Source organism: Microbacterium sp. Bi128 (assembly GCF_918698205.1).
Genome location: NZ_CAKKMM010000051.1, coordinates 1 through 17192, shown reverse-complemented (window position 1 = coordinate 17192; position 17192 = coordinate 1). Strand labels below are relative to the sequence as shown.

The following is a 17192-nucleotide window of genomic DNA, read 5'->3' as shown; positions in this document are numbered from 1 at the left end:
AACCAGGCGCGGGCCCTGAAGGTGCTGCAGTCCGCGGGGCTGCTGACGCTGAACGACGCCACGACCCCCACCCCCGCCGACATCGCCACAAGCCGTGTGCGGGTCGAGCCCGTCGACGCCTCGCTGACCGCCCCCGCGCTGCAGGATCCCTCGATCGCGGCGGCGATCGTGAACAACAACTTCGCCACCGACGCCGGCATCATCGACAAGGCGATCTTCTCGGTCGACACCTCGGATGCCGACAGCTGGCCCTACATCAACATCCTCGCCTCGCGCGCCGGGGAAGAGGACACCCCCGCGTTCCAGAAGGTCTGGGAGGCGTACCACGACCCGCGCGTGACCGACATCGTGGTCTCGGAGTCGAGCGGAACCGCCCGCATCGTCGAGGAGCAGCCCGCGCAGGTGCGCGACTGGCTCACCCAGATCCAGGAGCAGAAGGAAGCGGGAGCCTGATCCCGGATGACCTCCCTCATCCACCTCTCGGGTGTCACCAAGTCGTATGACGTCGACGGGGCCACCGTCACCGCCCTGGACGGCGTGGATCTGGAGATCGCCGCGGGTGAGATCTTCGCGGTGATCGGGCAGTCCGGCGCGGGCAAGAGCACACTGGTGCGCCTGATCAACGGGCTCGAACGCGTCACCTCGGGCAGGGTCGTCGTCGACGGCGTCGACATCTCGACCCTGCCCGAGCGGCAGGTGCGGCCCATCCGCCGACGCACGGGGATGATCTTCCAGCAGTTCAACCTGTTCGCCTCCCGCACCGTCGCCGGAAACGTCATCTATCCGCTGAAGGTGGCGGGTTGGTCCCGGACCGATCGGGAGAAGCGGGCCGCCGAGCTCCTCGACTTCGTCGGCCTGCTCGACCGGGCGCACGCCTACCCCGATCAGCTGTCGGGCGGGCAGAAGCAGCGCGTCGGCATCGCCCGCGCACTGGCGACGTCTCCTCCGATCCTGCTGGCCGACGAGTCCACGAGCGCGCTCGACCCCGCGACCACCGCGGACGTTCTCGACCTGCTGCGCCGGATCAATCGCGAACTCGGGGTCACCGTGGTCGTGATCACGCACGAGATGGACGTCGTGCGCGCGATCGCCGACCGCGTCGCGGTGCTCAGCGCCGGCCGCATCGTCGAGACGGGAACGGCGTTCGAGGTGTTCGCCGAGCCCACCTCCGACACGGGCCGGTCGTTCGTCTCCACCGCTCTGCACGATCGCCCGAGCACCGCGGACCTGGAGCGGTTGCGCGCGGCCCACCCGGGTCGCATCGTGATCGCCGACGTCGTCGACGGCGCCGGGATCGGCGGCATCCTGTCGACAGCGGCGAACGCGGGCGTGACGTTCGAGCTCCTGTACGGCGGGATCAGCTCGTTGCAGCAGCGTTCCTTCGGTTCGCTCACGATCGAGCTGACCGGGTCCGAAGGGTCGGTGGATGCCGTGATCGCGCAGTTGCGCGCGGTCACCCGCGTCGAGGAGGTGGCGCGATGACCGCCGTCGGCGCTCTCGTCCTGCCCGCCGCGACGCAGTGGAGCTGGGACCGCTACGGTCCGATCCTGCTGGAATCCGTCGGCCAGACGCTCACGATGGTGCTGCTCACGATGGTGTTCGGCGGGATCGGCGGGCTCCTCCTGGGGCTCGGGCTGTACGTCACGCGCGCGGGGGGCGTGCTCCCGAACCGTGCCGTCAATGTCGTGCTCAACCTGTTCGTGAACGTCTTCCGACCGATCCCGTTCATCGTGCTGATCCTCGCGCTGTCCCCGGTGACGGCGGCGGTCGTGGGAACCGCGATCGGCACCACGGCGGCGGTCGTGCCGTTGTCGATCGCGGTGACGTTCGGCTTCTCGCGGATCGTCGAGCAGAACCTCGTCACGATCAGCCCCGGGGTGATCGAGGCGGCACGGGCCGCGGGTGCGGGACCGTGGCGGATCATCGCGACCCTGCTCGTCCCCGAAGCGCTCGGGCCGTTGATCCTCGGCTACACGTTCGTCGTGGTCGCGATCGTGGACATGACCGCGGTCGCCGGAGCCGTGGGAGCGGGCGGTCTCGGATCGTTCGCCCTCACCTACGGCTTCCGCCGATGGGACTTCCTCACGATGTGGATCGCGATCGGCATCATCATCGTGCTCGTCCAGCTGGCGCAGTTCCTGGGCAACCGGCTCGCGCGTCGGATCCTGCGGCGCTGATCCGGGCGGTCGCGTCGCCGGGTACCGGCGGCGCGGCCGCTCAGGCGATCGCGCCGAGGAACTCGTCGAAGGTCTGGGCGGGCCGTCCCGTCACCTTCTCGACGTCGCCCGACACCCCCGCGAGGTCGCCGCTGGCGATCGCGGTGTACGTGCTGACCCAGGCGTCGACCTGCCATCGCGGGGCGCCGAACACCGCGCGCGAGGCGTACGCTTCGTCGACCGTCTCGTCGTGGAAGCGCACCGGCTGTCCGCGCACCGCCGAGATCTTCTGCGCGACCTCGTCGAGTGTCAGGGCTTCGGGCCCCGTGAGGTCGTACGCCCGGTCGGCGTGGGCCGCGGGATCGCGCAACACGGCGACGGCCGTCGCGGCGACGTCCGAGCGCGACACCAGCGAGCACCGGCCGGTGCCCGCCGGGCCTCGGATGACACCGTCATCGCCCGCGAAGAGCTCCATCATGTCCATGTAGAAGTTGTCGCGGAGGAACGTCCACGACATGCCGGATGCCCGGATCATCTCCTCGGTGACGGCATGGTCGCGCCCGAGCGTGAAGACCGCATCGGGCGCCGCGGCCAGGAACGAGGTGTACACGATCGAGCGCACCCCGGCCCGCGCCGCGGCCTCCACGAAGGTGCGGTGGTGTTCGACCCGATCGGCCGACTCGGAGGCGGAGACCATGAAGAGCGTCTCGACCCCGGCGAGGGCGGATGCCGCCGCCGCCGCGTCGGAGTAGCCGGCGACGTGCACCTCGGCACCCTCGAGTTCCGGCGCGCGGGCCGCATCGCGCACGAGCAGCCGTTGAGGGATGCCGCGGGCGGCGAGGTCACGCGCGACGCGACCTCCCACGGCTCCGGTGGATCCGGCGACGGCGATCACGGGTTGCGCAGGCATTCGTCCTCCGAGAGGCGGGAATCGATGCTCCCAGCGTATTCCGCCGCGCAGAGAGGTGGACGCGACCTCTCTCAGGTTCGCGGGGCGACCAGGCGCGCGACCCGCACGCGCACGGTGTCGGACGGCGCAGCACCGGCTCCGCGCACGGCCTCGGCGACGGCGGATGCCACCGCGGCGCCGTCGTCGCCGCGGGAGACACCGATGCAGACGGTGATCGCGCGGGCTCCGGCGGTCTCGTCGACCGCGGCGAGCGACCCCTCCACGTCGGCCACGCGCTCGTACGCGCGCGCCACGATCGGGCGTGCGGAGTACGTCTCACGGACGCCGACGACCGCGGTCACGGCCAGGTCGATGCGCGGGGCCAGTTCGGCAGCGGTATCCGTCATCCCTCGTCCTCCCCCTCCAGATGTACGTCTCCGACGGTGATGTCCACACGCCCCACCCGCAGTTCGCCGTGGCGCTCGATCGCCACCCGGATGCCGTCGCGCATGAGATCCACCGTGTCCTGTATCGGGTAACCGAACAGGACGCTCACGTTCACCCGCACATCCAATGGCGCGGTGGGTTCGATCTGATCGATGCGGACGCGCCCCACGAGCACCCCTTCGATGTCGTCGCCGACCGAGCGGATCACCTCGTAGAGCGCGCCCTCGGTGACCACGAGCTGCGTGCCGTCCGGGGTACGGGCCAGCGGGATGTCACGGCCCGCGCGGAACTCCCGCATCACTTCGCGCATGATCTCGTCGTACCAGGACTCCGCCAGGGGTTCCGCGGCCTGTTCCTCGACGATCTCGCGGGACATCCGTCCCATGCGCTCCATAGTGGCCAGCAGAGCCTGGCACTCGGCGTTGCGCTCGATCGCCGGGATCCGCGGAGTGCGGCCACGATCCAGGTATGCGGAGAGGTCCTCGAGCGAGTATCCCGAGCCGCCCACGTCATCCACGTCATCGCTCATTCGATCACCTCCACTCCTGCATGCGTTCCAACACGGTCTTTCGCGCCCGAGCCAGGCGCCCGCGCACCGTCGCCGGAGTCTCACCGACCTCGGTCGCGATCTCGTCGTAACTGTGTCCGCCGATCTCGCGCAAGACCCAGACGACACGCATCTCTTCGGGAAGTTCGGCCAGAACCTTCTTCAGGGCGTCCATCTGCGACGATGCCACAACGGAGCGCTCGGGGTCATCCCCCACCGAGACCATCTGTTCGTCGATCTGCTCCGAGATCTTCCGCGCCCGCAGGCGATCGGTGGCCTTGCGCGAGACGATCGTGGTGAGCCAACTGCGGACCTTGGCGGGGTCGGCGAGGTCGGGAAGCCGTCGCCACGCGGTGATGAGGGCTTCTTGGACGCAGTCGTCGGCATCGGCGCGGGACCCGGTGAGCTTGGTGGCGAAGGCGACGAGGAACGGGGCGTGGCGGCGCACCAGCACGCCGAAGGCGATCTGATCACCGTCGGCCGCGCGCGACGCGAGGAAGGCGTCGGTCGCGGAGGACAAAGAGCTCATGCCGGTTTCCTGTCAGATGTCGCTGGCCGTGTATTCGTGGCGATGCGCGAAGTCGGCTCGTGACCTAGCGAAGCACTCGTCGTCCTCCCGCGCGCGAGGTTGACGAAAGGACGAACTCGTGGCATCCCTCCTGCCGTGCGTCGAGGGCCTCTCGGCCCCGCCGCGCCCGCGCGCCGGTAACGTCGTGCAGGACCCCCGAACGAAGGACGTCCATGCGTATCGCCCTCACCGGCTCCTCCGGCAAGCTCGGCACCGTCGTCGCCCGCGAACTCCGCGCGGCCGGACATGATGTCATCGGCCTCGACGTGCGCGGCGAGCGCGGACCCGGATTCGTCCAGGTGGAACTGACCGACTACGGCCAGGTCATCGACGCCCTCGCGGGCGTCAACGATCAGCACGACGGGATCGACGCGCTCGTCCACCTCGGTGCGATCCCGGCCCCCGGCATCCGCTCGGACGTCGCGACGTTCCACAACAACATGACGAGCACGTTCAACGTGTTCTGGGCCGCCGTCCGGTTGGGCATCGACCGCATCGTGTACGCCTCGAGCGAGACGGTGCTGGGGCTGCCCTTCGACATCGACCCGCCCTACATCCCCGTCGACGAGGACTACGTTCCGCGCCCCGAGTCGGTGTACTCCCTCGTGAAAGTGCTCGAGGAGCACCTGGCCACGGAGCTCGTCCGCTGGCATCCGGAACTGTCGATCACGGCGCTGCGGTTCTCGAACGTCATGGTGCCGGAGGACTACGCCGAGTTCCCGTTCGACGCCGACGCACGCGCCCGCAAGTGGAACCTGTGGGGCTACATCGACGCGCGCGACGGCGCGCAAGCCGTGCAGCGCGCACTCGAGAGCGCCCCGGCCGGATTCGACCGCTTCATCATCGCGGCCGCCGACACGGTCACGACCCGCCCCAACGCCGAACTGGTCGCCGAGGTGTTCCCGAACGTCGAGACGCGTGGCGACCTCGACGGCACCGGCACCCTGCTCTCGATCGACAAGGCGCGGCGCCTGCTCGGTTACGACCCGCAGCACTCCTGGCGCGACCACCGCTGACGCGCGGCGGCGTGCAGCGGGGAGCGGTCCTTCTGCGCCCTCACTCCGCGGTGATCCGGTAGATCACGACCCTCTCCGGGAACGACCCCGGGATGTGCAGGCCGGCGGAGGCGAGCGCCCGACCGCTCAGGACGACACCCGAGCCGTCGCCGTACCACAGCGGATCGGCACGGCCGTGGTCGGGGGCACCGACCACGACCGGCGTGACCCGGTAGCGGGTGTCCGGGTCGAGGCCGGGCACGGTGAATCGGCCGCGCGGGGAGATCGTCGACCGCGAGAGGAAAGCCAGGAAGACGAGGGCTTCCGACCGGTCACGGGCGATCGAACCGTAGACCTGGAAGGCGGGGTCGACCGTGTCGGCGCGCATCATGTCGCCGGAGTGCAGCAGCGCCCGGTGCGTCTTGTAGAACGCGATCCACTCGGCGAGATCGGCGTTCTCACGGTCGGTGGCCTTGGCGAGGTCCCACTCGATGCCGAAATGACCGAAGAGCGCGGTGGCGGCCCGGAAGGACAGCTCGTGGAAGCGGCCGGTGGTGTGGTTCACCGTCGACCCGACGTGGGAGCCGAGCAGCTCGGCGGGCATCAACTGCATCGTCCACCGCATCATCTGCTGGCGCTCCAGCGGGTCGATGCAGTCGCTCACCCATACCCGGTCCGTACGCTCGATGACGCCGAGGTCGACGCGCGCGCCGCCGGACGAGCACGATTCGATCTCGAGCGCGGGGAACCGGCGCTTGAGCTCGTCCATCAGGCGGTACGTCGCAAGGGTCTGCTCGTGCACGCCGGCCACACCCGTGGGGAAGGTCCCCGCGTCGATGAGGTCGCGGTTGTGGTCCCACTTGATGTAGGCGATGTCGTGCGCGGCCAGGATGTCCGTCATGTGGGTGAGGACGTGGTCGAAGGCCTCGGGGATCCCGAGGTTCAGCACCTGCTGGTTGCGACCCCGGATCGGCAGTCGCCCGCCGGTCTGCATGATCCACTCGGGGTGGGCGCGGGCCAGCTCACTGTTCTCGTTGACCATCTCCGGTTCGAACCAGAGCCCGAACTCCATGCCCAGCGCGGTCACGCGCTCCAGCAGCGGGGTGAGGCCGTCGGGCCAGATCTCCTGGTCGACCGTCCAGTCGCCGAGACCGCTCGTGTCGTCACGGCGTCCCGAGAACCACCCGTCGTCGAGGACGAACCTCTCGACTCCGAGCGCGGCGGCGCGGTCGGCGAGATCGAGGAGACGCGGGACGTCGTGGTCGAAATAGACCGCTTCCCAGACGTTCAGGGTCACCGGGCGCGGCCGCGTCGGGTGGCTTCGGCGCGCCCGGAGGAAACGGTGGAAGCGATGCGCCTGCTCGTCCAGGCCGTCCCCGTAGGCGCCGTACAGCCACGGCGTCCGGTAGGTCGCTCCTTCCGCAAGACGGACCTCGCCCGGGAGGAGGAGTTCTCCCCCACCGACGACCTGCGCGCCCGCCGACAGCTGCTCCGCGTAGTGGCGGTGGTTCCCGCTGAAGCCCACGTGGATGCCCCAGACCTCGCCGGAGGAGAACCCGAACCCGGGCGTGCCGACGCTCAGCACCGTCGCCGCCTCGGGACCCGTGCGCCCCTTGCGCCCCTCTCGTTCGTGGATGCCGACCACGAGGTCGCGGCGCTGGGGGACGCGTTCCCGACTCCAGCGGCCGGCGAAATCGAGGATCTCCCGCGCGCGGATGGGAACGGGCAGGGCCAGGTTCACGTCGTCGACGGTGTAGATGCCCTCGGCGGCGTTGCGGACCTCCGCTCGTGTGCGCAGCAGACCGCTTGCGAGGAGCTCGATCTCGAGGATCAGGCCGAGCCCCGCCTCGGCGTCGTGCGCGCGGAACACGAGCGACGCCGCACCGGTCTCGACCAGTCCTGCGTCGGAGACGGCGGAGCCGTCGATCTCGACGCCCTCCAGCACGAACCGCGGTGACCATGACCTGCCGTCGCGGTGACCGACGAGACCGGGCTTCCCCTCCCACCCGGCGTGGTGCTCCGGCAGGACCGCCACGCGCACGGCGGCGTCGACGACGTTGCCGGACTGCGGCTCGAGGGCCGCGAGGGCGAGCGAGGTCACGTCGTCCAGGGTCTGCGACCCGAGGGCGGTGCCCCAGTGGACGATCGAGGGCAGCCTCTGCTCCGTGGCATCCAGCACCAGGCTGACGCCCGCGGAGGAGAGGTGGACAAAGACGTCCGGGGTCGTTCCGGTGCGGGGCAGGGAAGGTGCCGTCATCAGTGCATCCGTCATCGGGGGCCTTTCGGGTGTCGTCCTCACGCCACGGGGCGCGGGGAACGGAATCGCAACGTGCGGAGCTCGAACGGGCGCAGGTGCAGGTCCACCGAGCGGGGCGCGGCACCGCGGTCGACCGTGTCGCCGGTGGGCCGCTCCAAGAGGTCGGTGACCTCCACCGCGTCCCACTCGACCGCCGTGGTCACGGTCGCGTGCGCGCGGGTTCCGTGGGCTTCGTACACACGCACCACGAGATCACCGCTGCCGTCCTCGGCGAGCTTGACCGCCTCGACGACGACCGCCGGGTGGGAGACCTCCAGGAGCGGAGCCAGCGGCGTGCCGCGGAGCGTGCGCAACGGCAGACTCTGTCGGTACCCGTCGACGACGGCCTCAGGGATACCTCCCGGTCGGAGGCTGACGGTGAACGAGTGGACGCCCTGGTCGGCGCTCGGATCGGGATAACGCGGGGCCCGCAGCAGCGAGAGCCGCGCCACCACCATCGGTCGGTTCGAGGGTGCCTGCACCGTTCGCAGATCGTGACCGTAGACGACGTCGTTCGCGATCGCGATGCCCCACCCGGGCTCGCCGACGTGGACCCAGCGGTGCGCGACCGTCTCGAAGCGCGCCGAGTCCCACGAGGTGTTGCGGTGGATGGGCCGGTGGAGGTGCCCGAACTGGATCTCCGATGCCGCGCGGTCGGCGCGCAGGTCCAACGGGAAGGCGAGCTTCAGCAGCTTCTGCGACTCGCGCCAGTCGATGTCGAAGGCGAGGTCGACGCGCCCGTCGGCCACCGTCGCGCGCATCTGGATCCGCGAACGGCCGACCTCATGCCGCACCACGACGGCGTCGCCGTCGATCTCGACCGCGACCGGGGTGAGCAGCTCGGCCCCTGATCTCTGGTCCTCCTCGTTGATGTCCCACGCATCCCACTCGCGGGGCGTATCGCGGAGGAGCTGGAGCACACCGCCGGCCATGCCCTCCGGAAGCACTTCACGATCGGCCACGAGGTCGCGCATCGAGACGAAGGTGCCGCGCCCGTCGATCACGACGCGCAGCGCCGCATCCTCGATGACGAGCAGGTCGCCGTCTCGGCGCGGCGTCGCCGTCGCCGCGGCGACGGCCGGCTGCACGGACATCGCGGCCACTCCCCGCTGGGCGTAGGGGCTGGCATTGGCCGCGAGGGGCACGTCGCCGTCGCCGGCGAGCGCGCGCAGCGCCGCATCGATGATCGCGTTCAGCGCCGTCGCGACCCGGGCGTAGGTGGCCTCGGCATCCTGGTGCACCCACGCGATGGAGGTGCCGGGCAGGATGTCGTGGAACTGCAGGAGCAGGACGCTCCGCCAGGCCTCCCGCAGCTCGGCGGCCGGGTAGGGAACGCCGCGCAAGAGGCTCGCCGCGGCGGACCACAGTTCGGCCTCGCGCAGGAGGGCCTCGCTGTGGCGGTTGCCGCGCTTGGTCTTCTGCTGCGAGACGAGGGTGCCCCGGTGGAGTTCGAGGTACATCTCCCCCACCCACACGGGAGGGGCGGTCAGCTCCGCGCGGGCGGCCTCGAAGAACGAGTGCGGGTCGGACAGCCGGACACGGGGCGAGCCCTCCAGATCGCGCTTGCGCGACGCCTGCGCGAGCATCTCGCGCGTGGGACCGCCTCCGCCATCGCCCCAGCCGAACAGGCCCAGCACCTCTCGAGCCGTGCCCTTCTCGCTGAAGACCCGCTCGGTGCGGGCCAGGTCGAGCGCGCCGAGGTCGGAGTTGTACGTCTCGGCGGGCGGAAGGTGGGTGAAGACGCGCGAACCGTCGATGCCCTCCCACTCGAAGGTGGAGTACGGAAGGCGGTTGGTCTCGTTCCAGGACGGCTTCTGCGTCACGAAGTACCGCGCCCCCGCCGCGCGCGCGATCTGCGGCAGCGCGGCGCTGTAGCCGAACGAGTCGGGCAGCCACACCTCGTCGCTCTCCACCCCGAACTCGTCGAGGAAGAACCGCTTGCCCATGACGAACTGCCGGGCGAGCGCCTCGCCGCCGGGCATGTTGGTGTCGGACTCGACCCACATGCCGCCGACGGGACGGAAACGTCCCGCGGCCACGGCCGCTCGGACACGGGCGAAAAGCTCGGGCTGGCTCTCTTTCAGCCACAGGTACTGCTGGGCGGAGGAGGCAGCGAAGACGAACTCGGGGTCCCGGTCGAGCAGGTCCAGGACGTTCGCGAACGTCCGGGCGACCTTGCGGACCGTCTCGCGGGTCGGCCACAGCCACGCCGAGTCGATGTGGGCGTGGCCAACGGCCGACACCCGCAGAGCACTCCCCGCCGCCGTGGCGGCGAGGGCCGGAGCGAGCGCCGCTCGCCCGACCTCCGCCGTCCCCGAGATGTCGTCGGGATCCATGACATCGACCATGCGCTCGAGCGCGTGCACGATGTCCGCGCGCCGGACGCCGTCGCGCGGGAGCACGTCGACGAGGCCGTCGAGCGTCACCACGTCCTGGAGGAGCTCCCACACGATCAGATCGCGCCGAGCCACCTCGACGCGCTCGAGGCGGTAGAGGGGCTCGTCGCCGGCGGTCGCGCGGTCGCCGAGCGCGGTGGGCTCGTACTCGTACGGAACCTGGATCATGGGATTCGCCGCGGCCTCCAGCAACAGCCGGAAGGGTCCCGGCTCGGGCAGCGGCACCCACGCGTTGAAGGGCTCGATCGCCTTCACGATCGTGCCGTCGGGGCGATAGGCCGTCGCTTCCGCCTGGAAGCCCGGCTGCTCACCGGAGAAGCCGAGGTCGACGACGAGCTCGGCCTCCTCCGGCATCCAGTCGGAGGGCACCTCCCCGCGCACGTCGAACCAGACCGTGTCCCACGCACGGCCCCACGCCGAACCGACGTCGAAAGGCTCGTACTCGTGCGTCACCGCGTCCGCGAACGGCACGGGCTCCCCGCCGACGCGCCACGCCGAGATCTCGACCGCGCGGCGGTCGCGATAGAGCGCCGGCTGGATGCGGAACCGGGTGAAGCGCCGAACGCGTTGCAGCGCCAGCGTCTCGGCATCCAGGCGGGCGCGCCCGTTCGGGTTCGAGTCGTCGGTCATGCTCCGGACTCGCGCGGCGCGATGAGCTCGCGGGTGTAGTAGTCGATCAGGCCGTCGGGCGAGGTCAGCACGGGCCGGTCGAAATCGCCCGTGAGGTACATCGGCGTCACGAGGTAGGACTCGCGCGCGTGACGCGGCCGCGCCCAGCGGACGCCGTTGGCGATGACGCGCTGCACATCGGGGTGATGGTACACCGGGTAGATCTCGTCGCCCGGGCTGAAGTAGAACACCCGCCCGTGGCCGCGGCGGTACGTGATTCCGCTGCGGAACACCTCGCCGCCGGAGAAGCTGCTGATGAACACCAGCTCGTCGGGTTCGGGGATGTCGAAGAACTCGCCGTACATCTCCTGGCCGGGGATGATGAGCGGCTGGGGCACGCCTTCGGCGATCGGATGCCGAGGGTCCACCGTCCAAACCAGCTCGCGGTCGTTGTCGTTGCGCCAACGCAGGCTGCACGTCGTGCCCATCAGCCGACGGAAGATCTTCGAGTGATGCCCGGAGTGCAGCACGATGATCCCCATGCCCTCCAGGACGTGGCGCTGGATGCGCTCGACGACCTCGTCCGAGACCTCCTCGTGCGCGGTGTGCCCCCACCACAGCAGCACGTCGGTCTCCGCGAGGGTCTCCTCGGTCATGCCGTGCTCCGGGTCATCGAGGACGCGGGTCGACACCGTCACCTCGTCGCCGAGGAGGCGGGTGATGCCCTCGGCGATGGTCGAGTGCATTCCGTCGGGGTAGATTTCCCGGACGACGGGGTTCACCTGCTCGTGACGGTTCTCACCCCAGACGACGACGCGGACGGTCTCGGAACGGGTGGGGGTCGATGTCATCGGGCGCCTCCTGACGCGGGAAAGACGGACTGCGGGGAACTCCCCCAGGCCGGTGTGGCTATGGCTTCCGCTGCACTCGGCCACGAGCGCAGCAGGTCCGCGACGTCGTCGCGTTGTTCGTCGGCGATGGCTTGGGCGAGGGAGTCCTCCAGGAGCTCCTCCAGGACGACGCGGTCGCCCCCGCGCTCGCTGCTGCGGATCGCCCCCTCCACCATCGCGAGGGTCAGGACGTTCGTCCGGACCTCGTTCTGGGGCGTGAGGCCGGACATGAGCGAACTCACGAATTCCTCCAGCGCCCCCTGGATCCCCTCGCTCCGCTCGGAGATCTCGAAGTCGGCATCCCCCGCGTCCACCCGGACGAGGTGGTCGCCGTCCCAGCTCGCCGCGCCCTGCGCGCCGTAGATGTGCCAGTCGGCGTTCCACGACGTCTGCAGGCCCGGCGTGCACCGGCTGCCGGAATACACGAACCGGGCCCCGGATGCCAGGTCGAACGTCGCCGTCGCGGCGGCGTCGCCCGCGAACCAGCTCCAGGCGGGGTTCCACGACACGCAGCGCACCGCGACCGGCTCGTCGGCGGTCAGGTAACGGAGCATGTCGAAGTGGTGCACCGACATGTCCACCAGGAGCGGGTGCGCCATCTGCTCGCGGAAGCCGGGCTCGTGGTCGGCGTGGAAGAACTCCGCGTGCACCGCGCCGAGCGCGCCGAGCTGCGCGGTGGCGTCGCGGAAGGCCGAGAGATGGGTGAAGTAGCGGCGCGACTGGCTCGCCATGAGGAGCTCACCGGTGAGGTCTGCCAGTGCGACCTGAAGCAGCGCCTCGGCCACGGTCGGCGCCAACGGCTTCTCGCACAGCACGGGCAGACCCGCGCGCATCGCCTCTTCGTTGACCACGCGGTGCGCCTGCGGCACGGTGACGTTGATCACCGCACGGGCCCCCGATCGTTCGACGACATCCGCGAGGGACGATCCCACCGCGGTGTCGTGCAGTCCGATCGAGGACACCGTCCGCGTCGCGAGGTCGACGTTCAGGTCGACGACGCCCACGGGCTCGGCATACGAAGAGCTGGCGAGCATGCGAAGCCACTCCCCGCCCATGGCGCCGGCGCCCACGACGACGACCGGGAGCCTTTCGCGAGGCTGGGCCGAGCTGTTCTCCAACATGTGACTCATCCTTTGACGGCACCGCCCAGGCTCGTGCGCAGCAAGTGCTTGCGGACGAAGATATAGAGGATTGCGGGGGGAACCAGATACACGATCGCGCTGGCGGCCAGAAGCCCCCAGTCGACCTGGTTGTACTCGCTGAAGGCGCGGAACAGGCCGATCGAGAGCGGGTACAGTTCCGAGCTCTGCAGGAGCACGAGCGGCGTGAGGAAGTCGCCCCACACGTTCATGAAGCTGAGCATCGCCGCCGCTCCCAGGCCCGGTCCGACCAGGGGCAGGACGACCCGCCAGATGGCCTGCAGACGGGAGTTCCCGTCGATCCACGCGGCCTCTTCGAGTTCGATCGGCACCGCCGCGATGGTACCCGCCAAGAGCCAGAGGGTGACCGGGAGCTGGAAGGCCGCCTCGACGATGATCAGACCGATCAGGGTGTTCGAGAGGTGGACGTTGACCATGATCAGGTACAGCGCGACGATCGTCGCCGGCGCCGGGATCACCCGGATCAGCAGGATGCCGAACATGAACACGCGACGCCCCTTGAACCGGTAACGCGCGAGGGCGTATCCGCCGGCGAGGCCGAGAGCGAGGTTCAGCACCGTCGCGCTGACGCCGATGATGAGGCTGTTCATGAGCAGCAGCGGGGTGCCGGCGTCGGTGAAGAACGCGATGAAGTTGTCGAAGGTGAACGCCGGCCACTGGACGGTCGGTCCGGCTTTGGCATCCACGGCGCTCAACACGACCCACGCGAACGGCACGAGGCAGAACAGCGCCATCAGCGAGATGAGGATGTAGCCGAGCGTCCGCTGGACGGTCGCGATCGGCGACAGGGGCCGACGCCGCATCTTCGGCAGCGGGGCGGCGGGAGCTGTCCGGGGAGGACGGGAGACCACGGATGTCATGTCAGACCTCCACTTTCGCCAGGCGTACGTACACGACGCCGAGGACGAGGACGATGACGAGCAGGATGATGGACGCGGCACTGCCGATCCCGATCTGCGAGAACTGCAGAGCACGCTCGTAGATGTAGATCGCGGCGAGGCGCGTCTGCCCGCCGGGTCCTCCCTGCGTGAGGAAGTAGACCAGGCCGAAGACGCCGATCGTGCTGATGGTCGTCAGCAGGAGGTAGAGGAACACCGGCCCGCGGATGAGCGGAAGGGTCACGTGCCGGAATACCTGGACGGCGCTCGCGCCGTCGATACGGGCCGCCTCGATGAGCTCGGCGGGAACGTCTTCCAGTGCCGCTTGGAACATGATCATGGCGAAGGCCACACCACGCCAGATGTTGACGATGATGATCGACGTCAAGGGCACGACCTGCAGCCACGAGGTCGGTTCTGCACCGAACAGGCCGGTCAGACGGTTCAGCGTGCCCTCGGCGCTGTTGGAGAGGACACTCGCCCAGGCCAGGGATGCGACCACCTCGGGAACGACCATCGGCATCAGAACGGCCGCGCCGAAGAAGCCCTTCCCGCGCAGCCAGGGGCGGCTGAGGAGGATCGCGGCGATCATCCCGAGAACGGTCTGTCCGATGATCGCGCTCCACAGCGTGAAGTTCGCGGTCTGCCCGAGCGAGCTGAGGAAGTCCGCGTTGGTCAGCAGATAGACGAAGTTGTCGATGCCGACGAACTGCGGGTTCCGCGCGGCGAAGCCCGTGAGCTGCGTGTTCGTGAACGCCAGATAGATGCTGTAGACCGCCGGCAGCAGGATGAAGACGGCGATCAGGAGGAACGAAGGCCCCAGCAGGAGGAGGATCAGGGGCCAATTGCGGGAGCGACGCCGTGTCGGCGACGGCCCGGAGGCCGCCGCCGACACGGACGCGGAGAGCGTCGAGGTCACTGCTTCACCAGACTCGGACCGAGCAGGTCCGTCGCGTCGGCGACGAACGCGTCGTAGGCCTGCTGGCCGTTCGCCTGCCCGCTGAGGATCATCTCGGTGGCCGTGGCCACCGCCTGACCGATCTGGGCGGCACCGTCACCGGTGACAACGAACACGCTCTCCGAGAGGTCCTCGCCGGCCTGCAGCAGCTGCGGCTCCTCCGAGTACGGCGCGACGTCGTTCAGGTCGTCGCGGGCGGATGCGGCGCCCGAGGCGACGAGCTGCTCCGCGAGAGGCTTGCCCGTGGAGAGGTACTTGATGAACTCCCACGCGGCGTCCTTGTTCTTCGACTCCGCCGTGATGGCGTAGCCGCCACCCGTGCTGCTCCAGCCGTAGGGCTTGTCGCCCGGACGAAGGCCGGGGAACTGCCACGTCGAGACCTTCTCGGTCAGGCCCTCGATCGGAGCCGCTCCGTCGGGGCCCCAGTCGAACTTCCAGCCCCACGTGCCCTGCGCCGCGACCTGGATCTCGCCCTCGGGGAACTTGGTGTACTTGGTCGGCTCCCAGGGGTTCGGGTTCTGCAGATCCTGGACGGGCAGCAGACCCTTCTGAGCGAGCTCGGCGTACAGGTTGAACACCGCGAGCCACCCCGGGCTCTTGAGGTCCCAGGTGTCGGTCTCGGAGTCGTAGAAGTCCTTGTCGGTGCCGCCGAGGAGGGGCTGGAAGCCCTCGCCCCACGTGCCACCGCCCCACGCGGTACCGGCCGGGATGACGATGGGCGTGCCGCCGGTCTTCTCCTTGACCGCGACCAGACGCTCGATCAGGTCGTCCCACGTCTGGGGCTGCGACGTGTCGATGCCCAGCTCGGTGAGGATGTCCTTGCGGTAGAACAGGTTCAACACACCCGCTCCCGACGGAATGCTGTAGATCTGGCCGTCCTGACGGACCATCGCCTCCTTGACCGCGGGGTAGTAGTGGCTCCAGCCGTCCCACGCCTCGAGGTATCCGTCGAGAGGGGCGAGGTAGCCCGCGGAGGCCCAGGAGATGGCCATGTTCTCGCCGATGTCCAGCAGGTCGGGCGCCTGGCCGGCGGTGAGCTGCTGAGTCATCTTGGTCATGAACTGCTCGTCGGTCAGTTTGTCCGCGATCAGCTCGACCTTGATGTCCTTGCCCTGCGCGGCCATCTCGGCCTCGAAGCCCGGGATCTCCTTGCCGATCGCATCGATGTTGGTCTGCTTGGTCTCCATGATCGTGATCGTCACGGGACCGTCGGTCGCGTCGCCGCCTCCCGAGGAGCAACCGGTCAGCCCCGCCGCGGCGACCACGGTGGCCGTGAACGCAGCGGCAACATATGTGCGCTTCATTGCGATGCCTCTCCTGGGTCACCCCGTCGGCTGCTTTGCCGATCCGTCAGCTGATCCCGCCACCATGTTAGGACATTTGGAAAATGCCGTCAACGATTTGGAGGGCATTTGTACTAACATGACATAGTGACCATCATGTCAGTTCGGATGAGGGCGGGGATCACATGACCGACGGCGGAGAGACCGTGGTTCTTCCGGTCGAGCAGCTGCTTCAGCCTATGACTCAGTCCTCGCCGCTCTGGGTCCGCCTGTCCGCCGGCCTCGAGGCAGCGATCGCCGGCGGCTCGCTCCCCCCGGGCGCGCGTCTCGAGAACGAGGTCTCGATGAGCGAGCGTCTCTCCCTGTCGCGCCCCACCGTGCGGCGGGCGATCCAGGAACTCGTCGACAAGGGCCTCCTCGTCCGCCGACGCGGCGTCGGCACGCAGGTCGTCCACGGGTCGGTCGCTCGGCAGATCGACCTGACGAGCCTGCACGATGACCTGGAACGCTCGGGCCGGGTGCCCTCCACTCGAGTGCTCGACGTCACGCTGGCCCACGCGGCTCCGGAGATCGCCGCGCAGCTCGGACTCGACCCCGAGGCGAGGGTCGTCAAGATCCGTCGAGTCCGCTTCGCCAACGCGGCGCCGATCGCCGTGCTGGAGAACTACCTGCCCGAGACGTTCGCCGACATCACCGCCGAAACCCTCAAGGACAACGGCCTCTACCACCAGCTCCGCGCCCGGGGAGTGACGTTGCGGGTGGCGCGGCAACGCATCGGTGCGCGACGCGCCACCGTCGACGAGGGCCAACTCCTCGACATCGGCCGCGGAGCACCCGTCCTCACGATGGACCGCACCGCCTACGACGCCGACGGAGCCGCCGTCGAGTACGGGCACCACTGCTACCGCCCCGACCTGTACGGCTTCGAGATGACCCTCGTCGACCGGGGATCCCTGCCGTGACGGTCACGCTGCAGGACGTCGCCGCGCTCGCCGGCGTGTCCATCAAGACCGTGTCGAACGTCGTCCGCCACTATCAGCACGTCCGCCCCTCAACCCGCGCGAAAGTGCAGCAGGCGATCGATCAGCTCGGATACCTGCCGCACAGCACCGCCCGACGC

At 69.4% G+C, this 17192-nt stretch carries 17 protein-coding genes; 6 read left to right on the top strand and 11 right to left on the bottom strand.

Annotated features, from left to right (window positions below; all coding sequences use genetic code 11):
• The 3 genes from LQV45_RS06565 to LQV45_RS06555 form a co-directional block, all read left to right on the top strand.
• On the top strand, window positions 1–453 hold a 453-nt coding region (locus LQV45_RS06565), incomplete at its 5' end, for a MetQ/NlpA family ABC transporter substrate-binding protein (protein ID WP_230006303.1).
• Between the two features lie 6 nt (window positions 454–459).
• Window positions 460–1482, top strand: coding sequence for a methionine ABC transporter ATP-binding protein (locus tag LQV45_RS06560; protein WP_230006302.1), 1023 nt, complete (start codon window positions 460–462; stop codon window positions 1480–1482).
• Window positions 1479–2177, top strand: coding sequence for a methionine ABC transporter permease (locus tag LQV45_RS06555; protein ID WP_230006301.1), 699 nt, complete (start codon window positions 1479–1481; stop codon window positions 2175–2177). The genes LQV45_RS06560 and LQV45_RS06555 overlap by 4 nt, the downstream gene beginning before the upstream one ends.
• A 40-nt stretch (window positions 2178–2217) precedes the next feature.
• On the opposite strand, the gene LQV45_RS06550 is transcribed toward LQV45_RS06555, so the two are convergent.
• The 4 genes from LQV45_RS06550 to LQV45_RS06535 form a co-directional block, all read right to left on the bottom strand.
• Entirely contained in the window at window positions 2218–3066 is an 849-nt protein-coding gene (locus LQV45_RS06550) for an SDR family oxidoreductase (RefSeq protein WP_230006300.1), read from the bottom strand.
• Window positions 3067–3137: 71 nt separating this feature from the next.
• On the bottom strand, window positions 3138–3452 hold the full coding sequence (locus LQV45_RS06545) for a hypothetical protein (protein WP_230006299.1): 315 nt from the start codon (window positions 3450–3452) through the stop codon (window positions 3138–3140).
• Window positions 3449–4021, bottom strand: a complete 573-nt coding sequence (locus LQV45_RS06540; RefSeq protein ID WP_230006298.1) for a hypothetical protein — start codon at window positions 4019–4021, stop codon at window positions 3449–3451. The genes LQV45_RS06545 and LQV45_RS06540 overlap by 4 nt, the downstream gene beginning before the upstream one ends.
• Window positions 4022–4025: 4 nt before the next feature.
• On the bottom strand, window positions 4026–4568 hold the full coding sequence (locus LQV45_RS06535; RefSeq protein WP_230006297.1) for an RNA polymerase sigma factor: 543 nt from the start codon (window positions 4566–4568) through the stop codon (window positions 4026–4028).
• Between the two features lie 212 nt (window positions 4569–4780).
• Here LQV45_RS06535 and LQV45_RS06530 point away from each other — a divergent pair, with 212 nt between their 5' ends.
• Window positions 4781–5623 (top strand): NAD(P)-dependent oxidoreductase, encoded by an 843-nt coding sequence (locus LQV45_RS06530; protein WP_230006296.1) that lies wholly within the window; start codon window positions 4781–4783, stop codon window positions 5621–5623.
• A gap of 40 nt (window positions 5624–5663) precedes the next feature.
• On the opposite strand, the gene LQV45_RS06525 is transcribed toward LQV45_RS06530, so the two are convergent.
• From LQV45_RS06525 to LQV45_RS06495, 7 genes are read right to left on the bottom strand one after another with little or no spacing between them, the layout of a single operon-like run.
• Window positions 5664–7859 (bottom strand): alpha-galactosidase, encoded by a 2196-nt coding sequence (locus LQV45_RS06525; protein ID WP_230006295.1) that lies wholly within the window; start codon window positions 7857–7859, stop codon window positions 5664–5666.
• Between the two features lie 38 nt (window positions 7860–7897).
• Entirely contained in the window at window positions 7898–10924 is a 3027-nt protein-coding gene (locus LQV45_RS06520; RefSeq protein WP_230006294.1) for a glycoside hydrolase family 38 C-terminal domain-containing protein, read from the bottom strand.
• Window positions 10921–11754, bottom strand: a complete 834-nt coding sequence (locus LQV45_RS06515) for a ThuA domain-containing protein (RefSeq protein WP_230006293.1) — start codon at window positions 11752–11754, stop codon at window positions 10921–10923. Before LQV45_RS06515 ends, LQV45_RS06520 begins: the two co-directional genes overlap by 4 nt.
• Window positions 11751–12914 carry a Gfo/Idh/MocA family protein gene (locus tag LQV45_RS06510; RefSeq protein ID WP_230006292.1) on the bottom strand — a complete coding sequence of 388 codons (1164 nt, stop codon included), beginning with the start codon at window positions 12912–12914 and terminating at the stop codon, window positions 11751–11753. Before LQV45_RS06510 ends, LQV45_RS06515 begins: the two co-directional genes overlap by 4 nt.
• A 5-nt stretch (window positions 12915–12919) precedes the next feature.
• Complete coding sequence (locus LQV45_RS06505) at window positions 12920–13813, bottom strand: carbohydrate ABC transporter permease (protein ID WP_230006291.1); 894 nt, start codon at window positions 13811–13813, stop codon at window positions 12920–12922.
• A gap of 1 nt (window position 13814) precedes the next feature.
• Window positions 13815–14750 (bottom strand): carbohydrate ABC transporter permease, encoded by a 936-nt coding sequence (locus LQV45_RS06500; protein ID WP_230006290.1) that lies wholly within the window; start codon window positions 14748–14750, stop codon window positions 13815–13817.
• Window positions 14747–16093, bottom strand: coding sequence for an ABC transporter substrate-binding protein (locus LQV45_RS06495; protein WP_230006289.1), 1347 nt, complete (start codon window positions 16091–16093; stop codon window positions 14747–14749). The genes LQV45_RS06500 and LQV45_RS06495 overlap by 4 nt, the downstream gene beginning before the upstream one ends.
• 164 nt (window positions 16094–16257) lie before the next feature.
• On the opposite strand from LQV45_RS06495, the gene LQV45_RS06490 reads away from it, so the two are divergent.
• Window positions 16258–17034: a GntR family transcriptional regulator gene (locus LQV45_RS06490; protein ID WP_230006288.1), complete on the top strand. Its 777-nt coding sequence runs from the start codon at window positions 16258–16260 to the stop codon at window positions 17032–17034.
• The coding region (locus LQV45_RS06485) for a LacI family DNA-binding transcriptional regulator (RefSeq protein ID WP_230006304.1) at window positions 17031–17192 on the top strand (162 nt) is incomplete at its 3' end. The genes LQV45_RS06490 and LQV45_RS06485, both read left to right, overlap by 4 nt.